Origin of the sequence: Nocardia suismassiliense, assembly GCF_900269665.1 — a bacterium.
GTDB lineage: Bacteria > Actinomycetota > Actinomycetes > Mycobacteriales > Mycobacteriaceae > Nocardia > Nocardia suismassiliense.
Genome location: NZ_LT985361.1, coordinates 5,017,831 through 5,032,222, shown reverse-complemented (window position 1 = coordinate 5,032,222; position 14,392 = coordinate 5,017,831). Strand labels below are relative to the sequence as shown.

Genomic DNA, 14,392 nt, shown 5'->3' with positions numbered 1-14,392 from the left:
AATTTCCCACCCGGTCCGCCGCGGGCGTCACAATCTCTTGTCATGCGGAAATTGTGACTATCGCCCGTGTGGTGACGTTCTGAAATATGTTGTCAGCCGGGGAGTTTGCCGAGCAGCCAGCTGCCGACGCCTTCCGGGTTCTCGTCGAAGTAGTAGTCGTGGATCGCCTGGAGCAGATCGTCGGTGGTGACGAAGCCGTCGCCGTCGGTGTCGAGCCTGCGGTGGCATTCGCGGGCATCGTCGGCAGGCAGGTGCATGAGGGCGCCGGTCCAGCGGGCGTACTCCTCGGCGTTCAGTTTGCCGTCCCCGTCCACGTCGGCGATCGCCATGATCGCCTCGAGGAACGGGCGGTAGCCCTGCTCGAATGATTCCTCGGTCACCAGCAGGCCTTCGGCGAAAGCCTCTTTGTACTCGGCGAGATCGACCGAGCCGTCGATGTTCACATCGCCCGCCGAGGCCAGGCGGCCCCACAGTTGCAGGCTCAGCCGCAGCAACTCTTGTGCGGCAGGCGAATCCGGCTCGTGGCCGAACTCCGTGGCCAGCGCACGCGCCGAGTTCTCGAAGTCGCTGCGCTCGATTCGGCCGTCCCCGTCGAAGTCGAACGTCTCGAATCGGCGCGCCAGCTTGCGTGCCAAGAACTCACTGATCTCCATGACCTGCCCATCTATTCGCATCCGGTGGTGACGTCATCGGCGCGGTAGCCGGTCGGCCACCAGCGGAATTCTCCGCTGATCGCTGTCGCGCCACGCCACGAATCCTGATAACTACCACAATGCCGCCGCTCCAGCAGCTTTCGCGGCGGCGGTCAGTCCTGCGGGAGGGCCACCGACGATCGGTAGTTCGGGCAGCGCTCCAGTTCGCCGTCGTGCGGGCAGGTGAGCAGCCAATGCAGGTACCGTCGTGCGGTTTCGAGTTCGTGCATGCGGGTGTCGATGGCGGACATGTGCGCGTGCACGGTGGCGCGCCAATCGCCGGTGGTCGAGCGGGCGGCGAGCAGGGTGGCGATCTCGTCGAGGCTGAGCAGGCCGGTGGTCTGCCATTGCTTGATGAGGGCGATTCGGTAGAGCTGGTCCTGGTCGTAGCAGCGTCGGCCGGCGCGGCGGTGTGCGGTGATCAGGCCGCGGCGCTCCCAATAGTGCAGGGTGGACAGGGGGATGTCGAAGTGGTCTACGACGGTGGCGATGGGGGTCAGCTGCGGCATTCTTCTAGTTGACCTCAACCCGGGTTGAACAGGCAAGGTAAGCCTAAGTTTGCTGATCAACTCGGAGGGTGAGACTTTGTCGGACGAGCCATATTCCATTACCGCAGCTGCTCGCGCGTTACGTGCGGGGGAGACGACCAGTGTCGCGCTGGTCGAGTCCGCGATCGCGCGGGCCGATCGGGACGAACTGGGTGTCTACCTTTCCCGGTTCGACGAGCAGGCGAGGCAGCAGGCCCGGCGTGCGGACGAGGAGCTGGCCCGTGGTGTCGATCGCGGCGTGCTGCACGGCGTACCCGTCGCGGTGAAGGACACCATTGCGGCGGCTGATGGTGACACGACCGCGCAGAGCGTGGTGCACGATCGTACGTGGGCGGCGGGCCGGGATGCGCCGGTGGTCGCCAGACTGCGGCGGGCCGGGGCGATCATCACCGGCAAGACGACGACGATGGAGTTCGGTTGTGGCGTACCGAATTCCACGGAGCCGTTTCCGTTGCCGCGTAATCCGTGGGATCCGAGCCGTTGGGCGGGCGGGTCCAGTTCCGGTACGGCCAGTGGGGTCGCGGCGGGGCTGTTCCTCGGCGGGCTCGGCTCGGATACGGCGGGCAGTATTCGGATGCCCGCGGCCTTCTGCGGGGTCACCGGGTTGATGCCGAGCTTCGGGCGGGTGCCGAAATCTGGTTGCGTGCCACTGGGTTACAGCTTGGATCGGGTCGGTCCGTTGGCTCGGACTGCGGCGGACTGTGCCGCGTTGCTGGCGGTCATCGCTGGTCCGCATCCGAGTGATCCTGATTCTGTGGGCGTGCCGGATCTGTCGGGCGGTGAATTCGTAGCTGTGCCTGCCGATTTGAATGGATTGCGCGTCGGGGTGGTGCGTTGTGATCAATTCCCGGCTGGTGCCGATCCCGAGTTGGCCAGCGTATTCAACCGCGCTGTCGACGTTCTCGTGGCGTGTGGTGCTGAGGTCGAGGAGGTGGTCCTGCCCTATTGGGCGGAGGTCATTGTGGCGACGGTGGTGAGTGCTACCTGTGAAGGGCTCGCGTATCACCGCGCGATGTTGTCGCGGCGATGGCACGACTATTTCGTGGCCTCTCGGGGATTGCTCGCCAAGGGGGCGCTGGTGTCGGGGGCCGATTACGTTCAGGCGCAACGGGTTCGGCGGGTGGCACAGGGGGCGATCGGTGAGCTGTTCGATCGGGTCGATGTGGTGGTCGGGCCGACGGCGGCCGTCGGTGCGCCGTTGTTCGACGAATTGGTCGATGCGGCGGGCTTTCAGGATGACGCTCGGCTGTTCGGGAAGGTGCATACCCCGTACTGGAACGGGCTCGGCAACCCGGTGCTCGCGGTGCCGATGGGGTTCGGTGCGGGTCACCTGCCGTTGTCGTTGCAGATTGCCGGACACGCGTTCGGTGAGGCGATGATTCTGCGAGTCGGGGAGGTCTTCCAGCAGCGCACCGCATGGCACCGGCAACTGCCGCCGACCTATCGGACGGTGGCGGCATGAGTGAGCCGTTGGGCACCGTTCGGGTGCTGCTGGGCGCGGCCGGACTGCCCGCCAATGAGGCCGAGATGGCTGGTCTCGCAGCGACTTACCCGGAGTACCGCGCTGCCATCGATGCGCTGTATGCCGTGCCTGCCGCGCGATACGTGGACCCCGCGTTGCGGTTTCACGCGCAGGCGCGGATAGCGGAGTGGGACCGGTGAGCGCGAACGCGACGGCGGCACTCCAGACAGGGGCCCGCCGGCGATGGGAGCCGCAGCGGTGGGTTCTGGCGTTGGCCTGCATTGGATCGTTCTCCGTCATCATGGACGCCACGATCGTGTCGGTCACCCTGCCCGACCTGCGTGCCGATCTCGGGTTCTCGCCCGCCGCGCTGCCGTGGGCCGTCAACGCCTACACCCTTGCGTTCGCGGGATGCCTGCTGTTCGGTGGACGCTGTGCGGATGTGTTCGGGCGCCGCCGAATCATGCTCGTCGGGATGGGGATCTTCACGGTGGCGCGCGTTGCCGTCGGGCTCGCCGGGTCGCCTGCGTTCCTGTTGGTGGCGCGAGCGGTGCAAGGGGTAGGTGGTGCACTGTTGATGCCGGTGACCTTGTCCATGCTGACCACCACATTCGTGGAGCCGGCGGCCCGCGCTCGTGCACTGGCGTTGTGGAGCGCGGTGGGTGCCGCAGGCGCCGCGAGTGGACCGGTGATCGGTGGACTGCTCACTCAAATGGCAGGGTGGCGCTGGGTGTTCTTCGTCCTCGCCCCACTAGGTGTGGTCGGGATGATCGGCGCGATTCTCGTTCTGCCCCGGCAATTTTCGGGAGATGCCCGATCGCGATTGGACGTGATCGGCGCACTACTGGTCACCGCAGGCATCACCGGAGTGGTGCTCGCCATCATGCGCACGGCCGCCGCCGGCTGGACCGACCGCACAGTGCTCGGCCCGCTACTGGCCGGATTCGCCCTGCTCTCCCTCTTCGCCGCCCACCAAACGTACTGGGCCGCAGACCCGATCCTGCCACCCGCCATCTTCCGGCTCCGCGCAGTCCGTAGCGCGAACATCGTAATGTTCCTCCTGGGCGCAGGCTTCCTCGCCAGCCCGGTACTCCTGTCCCTGTATCTCCAAGACGTGCAAGGCTATTCAGCACTGCTGGCCGGAGTCGGCTACCTACCCGTCGGCGCGGCAATGGTCGCCGGCTCACGCTCAGCAGGCTGGCTCAGCGTCCGCCTCGGCCCACGCAACGCCACCATCCTGTGCTGCACAATCGGCGCCGCCGGCCTAGCCAGCACCGCCGCCAGCATCGCACTCCACGCCTCTTACCCCTGGACAGTCCTCCTATCCGGCACCATCCTCGGCTACGGCACCGCCGCCGCCTTCACCCCCCTCACCATCGCCGCCACCGACAACGTTCCCCCCACCCGCAGCGGACTAGCCGCCGGCATCTTCAACACCGTCCGCCAGACCAGCGGCGCAGTAGGCCTAGCCGCGCTGAGCGCAATAGCCCTATCCGCAGGCTACGCAGCAAGTTTCGCCGCCAGCGCAGTCTGCCTAGCCGCCGCCTCCCTGGCCGCAACGCTCACCATGCCCCGGAGTCGGGATGCTGCGGGCTAAGGTTCCTGCTGCGGGATGGGCCGGGCGACCCGGCCGCGGACGGGCGTCAACAGAGTTGGTGCTCCCAAAAAGTGCGAGTCGGCAGCTTGCCGCACATTCCGATCAGACAGTCCGATGCCTGTTCAGTACTTCCTTCACCGCGTCGGTGACGGGCGGATCTTCGGACAAGCTGGTCCAGGTGTAAGCGTCGTGTTCGGTCAGCTCGACCGGCTCGGGATCGACCACATCGACGGTGAAGTTGAACTGCCTGCTTTTCTTGCCGCTGCCGGATTGATAGTCGAACTCGCCCAGGTACTTTCGGATGCCTGCGATGTCGAGTCCGGTTTCCTCCTTCACTTCCCGGATGAGGGCTTGGTCGAGGGCTTCACCCGGATCGACCTTTCCGCTGGGCAGTTCCCAGATACCGCCCATAAAATCGTCTGCCGGTCGTTGCAACAACAAGACTTTGCCGTCGTGCGCGACGACCGCGCCGACGACGAGCTGTTGCACCTGGTCGCGTTCGGCGTCGCTGGCCAGCGCCTCCAGCAGCGTGGTTTCGATCATCAATCTTTATCCTTTCAACTCGGTGTGGTGCTCGGTAACTTTGCGGATGCCTTCGATATAGCGATCAACGATCGCCAGGTCTTGTTCCCTGTGCCAGACAGGCAGTTTGAGCGTGGCGTGGTGGAGCTGCTCGGCACGCGGGTAATCGCCGGGCGCGTAGGCCAGTTTGCCGGTGAACGCCGGGAACAGCGGTCCTGGCTCCTGAAACAGCGGCAGCAGGTTCAGCGGACAGGTGGAACCTGGACGATCGACCTCGGTGCAGCCTTCGGCCAGCAGTGCCGCATGGAAACGTTCGACCGGCACCTCATCGAAGGGGCCGGCGTCGTATTGCATGGCGAGCCCGTACCAGGACGATCGAACACCTGGTTCGGCCTGCGGCGGCGTCAGGCCAGGCAATTCGCGGAGTTTGTCGGTGATGTATCCGGCGATACGCTGACGTCCATCGACATAGTCATCCAGGTGTGAAAGTTGTTCCAGGGCAATCGCTGCGGCCAATGGATGGATGCGGAGTTTGAGGCCCGTGCCGGTGACGGCGTAGCGGTGCAGTGCGCTGTCGGAGGGGATCTCACTGCGGCAGCGCTTGTTGTATTGCCCGTGCAGCAGGACTCGGTGATACACCTCGGCGTCATCGGTCAGCACGAAGCCACCTTCGCCCGCGGACAACGGCTTGGGTCCATTCATGCTGAATGCGGCAGCGCGTCCAAAGGTACCGACTTTCTTGCCGTCGACGCTTGCCCCGTGAGCGTGGGACGCGTCTTCGAGCAATTGCAGGCCATAGGTCTCGGCGAGCTGCTTCAGGCTTTGAACTTGGGCTGGCATGCCCCACATGTGCGTCACCACAATGGCTTTGGTGCGGTCGGTAATCCGCCGTGAAACGTCGTGCGGATCGAGATTGCCCCTGGCGTCGCAGTCTGCCAACACCGGTCTCGCACCGAGATGCAGCAGCGGGGTTGCCGTGGCGAAGAAGGTGTAGGCAGGCACGATGACTTCGTCACCCGGCCCGATCCCGCACGCGGCGTACATCGAGTACAGGGCGGCGGTGCCCGAGCTGGTGAGGACGGCATACTGCACGCCGAAGTAGCTCTGTAGGGCGTCTTCCAACTCAGCGATCACGCCGGATCGGTTGTAGATGGAGATGCCATCATGCAGTTGGTCGAGCACCACGCTGGCGGTGGCGTCAGACAGTGGAGGCCACGAAAAGTGTGGTGCCGCTTCATTGATGACTGGTGTGCCGCCGAGAAGGGCCAAAGAAGAAGTCACAGTAACTCCTTTGGGTTGATGGAACTGCGAGTACGCGCGGCCTCGTAGCAGGCCGCGACGAAAGCCATATGGGCCAGGTTGTCGGCAGGACTGCTGAGGTTCGGTCGGGTGCCATCGATGACGCGGCGGAAGTAGTCGATCTGACACGCCGCAGCCGATGGCCAGGCTTGCTCGCGCCGAAGCGACTCGATGACCTCACCGCCGTTGGTCAGCCGGCGAATGCAACCACGCTCCAGGTGAACGATGCCGTCTGAACCGATCAGCCGGATCTCCTCGGCCTTGGGGCCGACGAAACGCGATAACAGCAGCGAGCCGTACATGCCCGTGTCATAGGAGAAGTGAACGAGCGCAGTGTCTTCGGCGTCATAACTACGATCCGGCCGAGCACCGATCGATAGGTGGGCTGTGATGCTGTCCGGTAGGCCGAAGTACCACAAAATCAGGTCGATCAGGTGGTAGCCCATATCGATGACGCAGCCGCCTCCAGCCTTGGCCGTGACGCCACGCCAGCCATCGGAAGGGTCTTCCACGTACACGGTGTAGCGAGCGTCCACCAGAAACGGCGTCCCGATCTGATCAGCGAGCTGGGTAAAGCTGCCGTAGATGGGGTTGAACCGGCGCTGCAGCGTGACCATCAACTGGATGCCGGACTGTTCGCACAGGTCAGCCAGCTCAACGGCCTCGACCAAACCGGTGGCGAACGGCTTCTCCTTGAGCACGTGAACCCGATGTTCCGCGGCGGCCTCGATCACACTTCGCCCGACATCGTGCGGCACGCAGACGATGACAAAGTCGAGCTGCTCGACGTTCAACATCTCCCGGAAATCGGTGTAGCCCGACACCTGATACCGCTGCCTCTGTTCGGCCACGATCCCCGGATTCTCATCACAGACGGCGACAAGCTCGGCCGTGCTGGAAGCGAGCAACCCCGGCAGATGGTCATCCACTGCCTGGCGGCCGAGACCAACGACGCCAGCTCGTAGCACCGAACGGCACCGGGCAGCGAGTCTGCTTGTGCGCCAGGACAGTTCGACCTCCGGTCTACTGACACAGGGCGCTATCGCACTGCCGATGGTGGCTCGAAGCGATTCGCACGATCTCATTTGAATCCCCCAGATTGGTGAGGCGGTGCTCGTGATGGTCAGCTTCCAGCCTCGGCGCTGACGAGGTCCGGGAAGAGGGCAAGTTACGGGGCAGAAAGCCGTCCTTCCGCGTCGTGTGAGCGCGGCTGGATAAACTGAGCCAGACCGATACTCGGCGAGGGGCACATGCCACCAAACGTGCATCTGCAACGGCGACGCGAGGCGACACCGTCACGCGTCGAATCTGGGCGTGCAATGAGCCGTGCGGAACTGGCGGAAGCGGTCAACCACTACCTGTGGCGGACACACCAGCAGCGCTGCGACCTCGATGCCCGCACCATCGCCCGCTACGAGCGCGGCGTCGTCCGATGGCCGAACGAGCGCTACCGCGAAGCGTTCCGCGCCGTCCTCGGCGCAACCGACAGCGAACTCGGTTTCCTCCCCTGCCGTCAACGACGGGAAGCCACCGAGTCTCCCGATGGCACGCTGGCGGTCAATTTGTTCAGCCCGTTCGATCCTGGCGTCGGCCCCACCATCTATCTCGGGCTGAATACAACAGACGACAAGCCAGTCAGCCGGGTTGGCCGGACGGAAGTGGAGCAGGTGCAGACCGCCACGCGAGCGGCTGCCCAGGCCGAGAATCTGCATGGTGGCGGCTCGGCCAGCCTTGCCGCAGGCGCACACCTCACCCGGTTCGTCCGGCTGCTCGACGGGCATTCCGCACCGCCGACCCGGCGTGCGCTGCTCGAAGCACTCGGGAACCTCAGCAGCGTCGCCGGTTACGCCGCCTTCGACATCGGCGACTACCCGGTAGCCGAACGCAGGTTCCGACTAGCGCTGTGGTGTGCCGACAACGCCGGATCCTGGGAACTACGCGCCAGCGCCTTGGCGGATATGGCCCGAAAGATGGCCTACATCGGGAACGCCGACGGTGCACTGTCGTTGATCGAACTCGCTCAGGTCCGCTCAGATCGTCTGTCCGCCACCGCCCGCGCGATGCTCAGCGCACTGCGTGGTCAATTCCTGGCCGTAGCAGGGCGGACCCAAGAGGCACTAACTGAAGTCGCCACGTCTGACGAGCATTTCGCTGACCGCACGCCGGCCACCGACGCCCCGTGGCTGTGCTACTACGACACCGCCGAACACCTCGGCAGCACCGGGAAGGCATTGATTCCTGTCGCGAAAGCACGGCGGCGTATCGACCTGGCAGCACCGAGGATTCGCGAAGCCGTTGCGCTACAAGGAACGCAGTATCCGCGGTCGCGGACCTTCTCGCTTACTCGATTAGCCACGCTGACAATGCAATTGGATGATCCAAGGGAAGCCGCCGCCATCGGCCTGCAAGCTACCCAGCAAGCCACCGCCTTTCGCTCACAACGCATCCAGAACGAACTCCGCACCCTGGCAGCGGCCGCCGCACCTCGGCGACGGATGACCGAAGTCGCAGAACTGCGGTATGCCATCGCCAACAGCGCACCAACAGGTTCGGATCAATGAGGTCGCCCGGCTCGCGCACCTCGGCCGACGAGGTGCTGGCCAAAGCTGCGGAAGTCAGTGGTGTCGATCTGCGTGGTGCCGAACTCATTCGCGACGGCTCACACGCAATCTACCGATTGGCCGATGACATCGTCGCCCGGATCGGACAAGCAGGCAGCATCGATGACGCCCAACGCGAACTCCGGATTTCCCACTGGCTCAACGCTTCTGGCATTCCAACTGTCGAGGCCGAAACCTCACTGACGCAACCTGTCATCGTCGCCGACCGTCCCGTCACATGGTGGCGTTTGATCCCTGACCACCGCCCATCGACACCAAGCGAACTGGGCGCAATGCTGCGGATGCTGCACGCTCTGCCGCCGCCGACCGAATTCGAACTTCCCGCCTACGACCCCTTCACCGGACTCGAGGAACGCATCGACACCGCAGTCATGCTCGATCAGGACGATAGAACGTGGCTACTCCAGCACTACTCACGACTACGCGCCGAATACGAGACTTTGCCAAAAGCCCTCATGCCCTGCGTAATTCACGGCGACGCCTGGCAAGGCAACCTGGTAGTGCCGCCCTCAGGCATCCCGACAGCGCTCGACCTCGACAAGATGTCGATCGGCCGACCCGAGTGGGACCTCATTCAGCTAGGTGTGGACTACACCGATTTCAGCCGCGTGCCCGACGGCGACTATCGGTCTTTCGTCGAGGCTTATGGCGGCTATGACGTCACAGAGTGGCCAGGATTCCGGGTCCTAGCCGACATCCAAGAGCTCCGATGGGTCGCGTTTGCCGTCGCCCAATCGGCAGGCAACGACATTGCAGCTCGGCAAGCGAAGCACCGAATCGCGTGCCTGCGCGGGCAGGTTCCGCGGCCGTGGCGATGGGAGGCGCTGTGAGGAGCCTGGACCTTGACCGTTCCTGCAGCGCCCCGACGCCGGGTGGCGCTTTGTCGCTCTAACGAGTCTGCCTGCCGCGTCAGATGCGTTGACCTACAGCGCTGATCGAAGGGCTACGGGTAGACCGGGGCTGGGGAGGTGGGGAGGTCTACTTGGCTGGCGATGTTTCCGCGGAGGGGGAGGAAGGTTCCTTGGCGGAGGGATTGTTCGATGTCTTCTAGGGAGTGGCCCTTGGTTTCGGGGACGAAGAAGAAGACGAATATCAAGGAGAGGAGGTTGAAGAGGGCGTACATGATGAAGGCGGGGCCGAGACCCAGGGTGTCGATGGTGGTCAGGGCGGTGAGGGTGAGGAAGAGGTTGGAGCCCCAGAGGGCTACGGCGTGCAGGCTGGTGGCGCGGTCGCGGATGCTGAGGGGGTAGAGCTCGGAGCCGAGGAGCCAGCCGACGGCTTGCAGGCCGGCGGCGTTGCAGGCCATGTAGGCGAGCATGAGGGCGAGGGTGAGGTAGCGGTTGGGGTGGGCGGTGAGGACGAAGATCAGTCCGAAGCCGAAGAGGAACAGGGTGGCGCCGGGGATGAGGGTGAGCATGAGCCGGCGGCGGCCGACGACGTCGACCAGGCGTTCGCCGACGGCGGTGAAGATCAGGTAGACGGCGGCGATGCCGAGGCCGGACCAGATGACGAGCCCGGTGCTGAAACCTGCTGCGCTGCCGAGGATTGTGTGCGAATAATAGATCATCATCTCCAGCCCGGAGAGCTGGGTGAAGGCGGCGATGCCGAGGCCGGCGACCAGGGCGGGGCGGGCCCACCGCTGGGTCAGGTTGGCCCACCCGCCACGGGATTCCTTGTTCTCCTGCTGGGAGATCGCCCAGATCTTCAGGGTCTCGTCGACGGCGGCCGACCGGTTCGGGCGCATCCAGCGCAGCACGACCCGAGCCTTGCCGACGGTGCCGTTCTCGATGAGCCAGCGCGGCGTCTCCGGCAATTGCAGCATCGCGACGGCCAGCACGATCGCGGGGATGACCGCGATACCGATCATCCACCGCCAGTCGTCGCTGGCCTCGAAGGTGTCGCCCGCGACAACGCTGACCAGGTTGGCGAGGAAGATGCCGACACCGATGGCGAGGTTGAAGAAGGTGACCATCGCGCCGCGGCGGTGGGGCGGGGCGAGCTCGGCGATGTAGGTCGGCACGATCTGTGAGCAGGCGCCGACCGCGAGGCCGAGGAAGAACCGGCAGATTGTCATCATCCACGCGTCTACCGCCAGCGCACAGGCGATGACACCCACGGCGAATACGCAGGCGATGATGAAGATGGTTTTCCGCCGGCCCAGCGACTTCGACAGGGATCCGCCGATGAGGGCGCCGACGACGGCTCCGGCGAGAATGGCGGCGGTGAGAATCTCCTGCTGGGTGTGGCCGATGCCCCACTGCGCGGACATCTTGGGCAGGGCGCCCGAGATGATCCCGGTGTCGTAGCCGTAGAGCATGCCGCCCAGGGCGGCGAACAGCGCCACGATCAGGACATTACGATTGGCATTCTGCTTTTCGTCCCGCGTCGCTTTCTCCGGCGCGGAAATAACCATTTCGTAGCCATCGAGGTTGCGGCGGCGCAGGCGCGGAATGAAATTCCTGCGTCTGCTTATTGTCGAACGCTCGCTGGGCATACGCCCCAGTCGACCGTGCGCGCCCGACCAGCGCAAACGTAGCGGTCGTATTTGTGAACAGTATTACTTTCACGTTTGGCGTATTGCGTAGTTTCGGAGTATTGCGGCAGTTCTCGCACATCGGCGAGAACTGCCGCAGCGAAACTATCTGGCCGCCTCGACGGGAACGGGCTGGTCGGCCGCAACTGTCTTGGTCCGCCCGGCGGTGAGGACCACCACCAGGACCGCGGCAATCAGGCTGGTTGTGGCGATGATCGAAGCCACCCGACCGGTCGCGTCGCCGGTCGAGACACCGATCTGCCCGAAGACGACGGTCGCCACCGCCGCCCCGATAGCCCCGCCGAGGTTGTGGAACGTCCACGAGGCACCCACCGCGAAGCCGGATCGGTTCGGCGGCACGGTCGAAATGGCCAGCACGGTCGCGGGTCCCAGCACCAGGGCCCACCCCGCGCCGAACAGCACCAGCGCGACGAAGAGGACGGCCAGTAGGTCGCCGAAGGCGGACCAGGCGATGCCCGCTCCGGCCAGGGTCAACAGCCCGAACCCCCACGGCAGCAACGAATGTGCGCCGAACCGATCAACGAACCGCCCCGCGACCGGCGAGGCGAGCGCGAGCGTCCCGCTGACGAGCAGCAGCACGAATCCCGCTTGGCGCACGTCGAAGTCGCGTCCCTGCGTGAGGTACGTCGGAATCACCAGCAGTGCAGCGGCATAGAACAGCCCGAGCGAGAAATCCGAGACGATCGCGGCGACGAATCGCCGATCGCCGAACAGCGCCGGATCGATCAACGGATTCGCCGCCCGCCGCTCCGCGACGATGCCCACCGCGACCGAGACGACCAGGACGACCGCGGCGATCAGGACCCAGGGTGAAAGCCATCCCCGCAGGTCGCCCAGGACGAAGATGCCGACAGCCGACACCACGGCGAACGCGACAACGACCTGTCCGGCCCGGTCCGTGCCGCCGGTGGTGTCCGGCGGCACCCGGGGGACCGCGAAGGCAATCGCGACCAGGGCCGCCAGGCCGAGCGGAATGTTGATCCAGAAGATCGACTGCCAGCCGAGACCGGGCACCAGCAAACCGCCGAGCACCGGACCGATGGCCAAGCCAAGACCGTTCACCGAGTACAGCCAACCGATGGCCTTGCCTCGATCACCCGGCGGGAACAGCGATTCCACCAGCGTCGAGGTGCTCGTGTAGAGCACGGCACAGGCCGCGCCCTGCACGAAGCGCGCGACGAGCAAGATGCCGATCGACGAGGCAGCCGCCGCCCCCGCCGACGCGACCACGAACAGCGCGAGCCCGAACAGCAACACCTTTCGCCGTCCGAGGTGATCGGCGACGCGCCCCGCCGTGACCATGAACATCGACAGCGCCATCAGGAAAACGCCGAGGGTCAGTTCGGTGTTCGACGTACCCGCGTGTAAATCGGCCCCGATGGCGGGCAGCGCGGTGGTGACGATGGTGAGGTCGATGCACCCCAGAAACGACGCCACCGCCAGTCCACCGAACCCGATGACGCGCCGCCGGGCCGGGATCTCGAGGGTCACAGCTGCGCCTCCGCCGCGGAGTTCAGCGCCGACTTGCGCTTCTTGAATCGCAAAGGGAGCCAAGCGACGCGGTCCGGATGCTCGGGTTCGACGAACAGTTCCCGCGTGCGCCCCATCGCGGCGGAGATGCGCTGTGGGTAGATCACGAAGTCGAAACCCTCGTGCGCCCACAGCGGCATGATGATCGGGCATTCCTCCAAAAGATATGCGCGGCAGGAGGTCCGGACCGCCTCCTGGTCGACGTCGGGTTCGCGGGTCAGCCGCCGCTCGATGAATCGGTCGATGGTGCTGTCGATGGCATGCCGATACGGCTCATCGGTCTCGTAGGCGTGCTCGATGGCGTCGTAGAGATCGCCGTAGCGGGGATGGGACAGCGCGAAGTCCCAGCGCAGAATGTTTGTCGGGCAGTCGATCTGGTCCAGGTAGCTCTGGTTGCGGGCGATCCACTGGTCGCCGGCGATGCGCGCCCGAGCGTGCCGGTCTCTATCGGTGCCACCGCTGAGGTTGTGCCTTTGCAAGGTGTCCGCCACGGCGATCGCGCAGCGCCCGAAGTTCGAGCGATTGATCAAATCGATGGTGGCGGCGAGCTTTTCACCCTCGTGGTAATCCGCGCCGACGCTGACCAGCAGGACGGTGGAGCGGCCGTCGGTGGTGATGCCGTCCGAGCGTAGGTCGTAGGCGGCCTTGTGTGACGCCGAGAGCAGCGTAGTCGTGGTCATCAGCTCCACACCTTCAGCGACTCGGCCGGATCGGTGACCCCGATGAAGAGGCCGATGGTGATGCGGGGGCGGTCCTGGGAAGGCGCGACCGCGTGCACCCGGCGCGGATCGATGAAGATCGCATCGCCCACATTCGGCGTGATGACCAGCGCCGGATCGCCCACTGCGGCACGGTCGATGCCGTAGACGCGGTCGCCGGACCGGTCTCGATATTCGCTCTCATCGGGATAGTCGTCCCAGATCTGTAATTCGCCGCCCCGCTCCGGCACGTCCACATAGACATTCACCGACAGTTGCCGAGTGATGCGAATATCGAAGTCCGACGGCAGGTTGCGGCCCACGTTGTCGGTGTGCGGCTCCAGATCCACCCCCGCCAGCTGATAACGCGCGACACCGGCGAAGAAGGCCTGTCCATCGCGCCGCAGCAAACTCGCCCCGGCCGGCCAGCTCTCGTCGAGCAGCAGCCGAAGGTCGTCCGCGGGGTACGAATACGGCGCGGCGATCTCGCGCAGCCGATCGATATTGTCGCGCGCCTCGTCGAAGTACCGGGCGCGCCCGGCGTCAGTGCTCGTCTCCGAGAACGCGTGCCCGATCCGCCGGAACTGCGGGTCGGTGGCCAGCGGACCGTGGTCCTGCCTGCCGACGAAAGCCTTGCGCACGTGGTCGAGCGCGTCCGGCCGGACGAAGCCGGCGAGTCGCACGGCGTGCACGTCGCCGTTCAGCAGTGCGGTCAGCGATTCGTGATCGAATCCCTGTCTGGTGGTGTCCAGCACGCGGTCTCCGAGAGTTGGCGTGGCCGTGGTCATGTCGTTCCCCTCTGGTTGTCGCTCGATGGACCGGGCACAGGCCCGGGCACGAGAGGGGAGGGCGTTTCGGACATGAGTCGA

General features: G+C 65.2%; 14 protein-coding genes. 5 read left to right on the top strand and 9 right to left on the bottom strand.

All coding sequences use genetic code 11. The annotated features are described in order from the left end of the window. Window positions 1-92: 92 nt before the first annotated feature. Window positions 93-653: an EF-hand domain-containing protein gene (locus DBO33_RS22610; RefSeq protein ID WP_107656824.1), complete on the bottom strand. Its 561-nt coding sequence runs from the start codon at window positions 651-653 to the stop codon at window positions 93-95. Between the two features lie 152 nt (window positions 654-805). Continuing rightward, window positions 806-1,201: a MerR family transcriptional regulator gene (locus tag DBO33_RS22605; RefSeq protein ID WP_107656823.1), complete on the bottom strand. Its 396-nt coding sequence runs from the start codon at window positions 1,199-1,201 to the stop codon at window positions 806-808. A 76-nt stretch (window positions 1,202-1,277) separates the two neighbouring features. Here DBO33_RS22605 and DBO33_RS22600 point away from each other — a divergent pair, with 76 nt between their 5' ends. The 3 genes from DBO33_RS22600 (at window position 1,278) to DBO33_RS22590 (ending at window position 4,299) form a co-directional block, all read left to right on the top strand. Beyond that, window positions 1,278-2,702: an amidase gene (locus tag DBO33_RS22600; RefSeq protein ID WP_107660509.1), complete on the top strand. Its 1,425-nt coding sequence runs from the start codon at window positions 1,278-1,280 to the stop codon at window positions 2,700-2,702. After that, entirely contained in the window at window positions 2,699-2,902 is a 204-nt protein-coding gene (locus DBO33_RS22595; protein ID WP_107656822.1) for a hypothetical protein, read from the top strand. Before DBO33_RS22600 ends, DBO33_RS22595 begins: the two co-directional genes overlap by 4 nt. A 65-nt stretch (window positions 2,903-2,967) precedes the next feature. Next, window positions 2,968-4,299: a DHA2 family efflux MFS transporter permease subunit gene (locus DBO33_RS22590; RefSeq protein ID WP_267897920.1), complete on the top strand. Its 1,332-nt coding sequence runs from the start codon at window positions 2,968-2,970 to the stop codon at window positions 4,297-4,299. Window positions 4,300-4,401: 102 nt separating this feature from the next. On the opposite strand, the gene DBO33_RS22585 is transcribed toward DBO33_RS22590, so the two are convergent. From DBO33_RS22585 to DBO33_RS22575, 3 genes are read right to left on the bottom strand one after another with little or no spacing between them, the layout of a single operon-like run. Continuing rightward, entirely contained in the window at window positions 4,402-4,842 is a 441-nt protein-coding gene (locus DBO33_RS22585) for an NUDIX hydrolase (RefSeq protein WP_107656820.1), read from the bottom strand. 6 nt (window positions 4,843-4,848) lie between these two features. After that, complete coding sequence (locus DBO33_RS22580; protein ID WP_107656819.1) at window positions 4,849-6,102, bottom strand: DegT/DnrJ/EryC1/StrS family aminotransferase; 1,254 nt, start codon at window positions 6,100-6,102, stop codon at window positions 4,849-4,851. Then, a complete protein-coding gene (locus DBO33_RS22575; RefSeq protein ID WP_107656818.1) occupies window positions 6,099-7,205 on the bottom strand; it encodes a Gfo/Idh/MocA family protein in 1,107 nt (368 codons plus the stop codon). The genes DBO33_RS22580 and DBO33_RS22575 overlap by 4 nt, the downstream gene beginning before the upstream one ends. Before the next feature lie 234 nt (window positions 7,206-7,439). Here DBO33_RS22575 and DBO33_RS22570 point away from each other — a divergent pair, with 234 nt between their 5' ends. Then, complete coding sequence (locus DBO33_RS22570) at window positions 7,440-8,681, top strand: hypothetical protein (protein ID WP_107656817.1); 1,242 nt, start codon at window positions 7,440-7,442, stop codon at window positions 8,679-8,681. 32 nt (window positions 8,682-8,713) lie between these two features. Continuing rightward, window positions 8,714-9,571, top strand: a complete 858-nt coding sequence (locus DBO33_RS22565; protein WP_107660508.1) for a phosphotransferase enzyme family protein — start codon at window positions 8,714-8,716, stop codon at window positions 9,569-9,571. Window positions 9,572-9,684: 113 nt separating this feature from the next. Here DBO33_RS22565 and DBO33_RS22560 read toward each other — a convergent pair whose 3' ends face one another. The 4 genes from DBO33_RS22560 to DBO33_RS22545 all read right to left on the bottom strand — a co-directional run bounded on the left by DBO33_RS22560 (window position 9,685) and on the right by DBO33_RS22545 (window position 14,311). Further along, window positions 9,685-11,154 carry a sugar porter family MFS transporter gene (locus DBO33_RS22560; RefSeq protein WP_234390986.1) on the bottom strand — a complete coding sequence of 490 codons (1,470 nt, stop codon included), beginning with the start codon at window positions 11,152-11,154 and terminating at the stop codon, window positions 9,685-9,687. Between the two features lie 225 nt (window positions 11,155-11,379). Beyond that, on the bottom strand, window positions 11,380-12,786 hold the full coding sequence (locus tag DBO33_RS22555) for an MFS transporter (protein WP_107656815.1): 1,407 nt from the start codon (window positions 12,784-12,786) through the stop codon (window positions 11,380-11,382). After that, window positions 12,783-13,505: a tRNA-dependent cyclodipeptide synthase gene (locus DBO33_RS22550; RefSeq protein ID WP_107660507.1), complete on the bottom strand. Its 723-nt coding sequence runs from the start codon at window positions 13,503-13,505 to the stop codon at window positions 12,783-12,785. The genes DBO33_RS22555 and DBO33_RS22550 overlap by 4 nt, the downstream gene beginning before the upstream one ends. After that, complete coding sequence (locus tag DBO33_RS22545) at window positions 13,505-14,311, bottom strand: 2OG-Fe(II) oxygenase (protein WP_234390985.1); 807 nt, start codon at window positions 14,309-14,311, stop codon at window positions 13,505-13,507. The genes DBO33_RS22550 and DBO33_RS22545 overlap by 1 nt, the downstream gene beginning before the upstream one ends. Window positions 14,312-14,392: the final 81 nt, after the last annotated feature.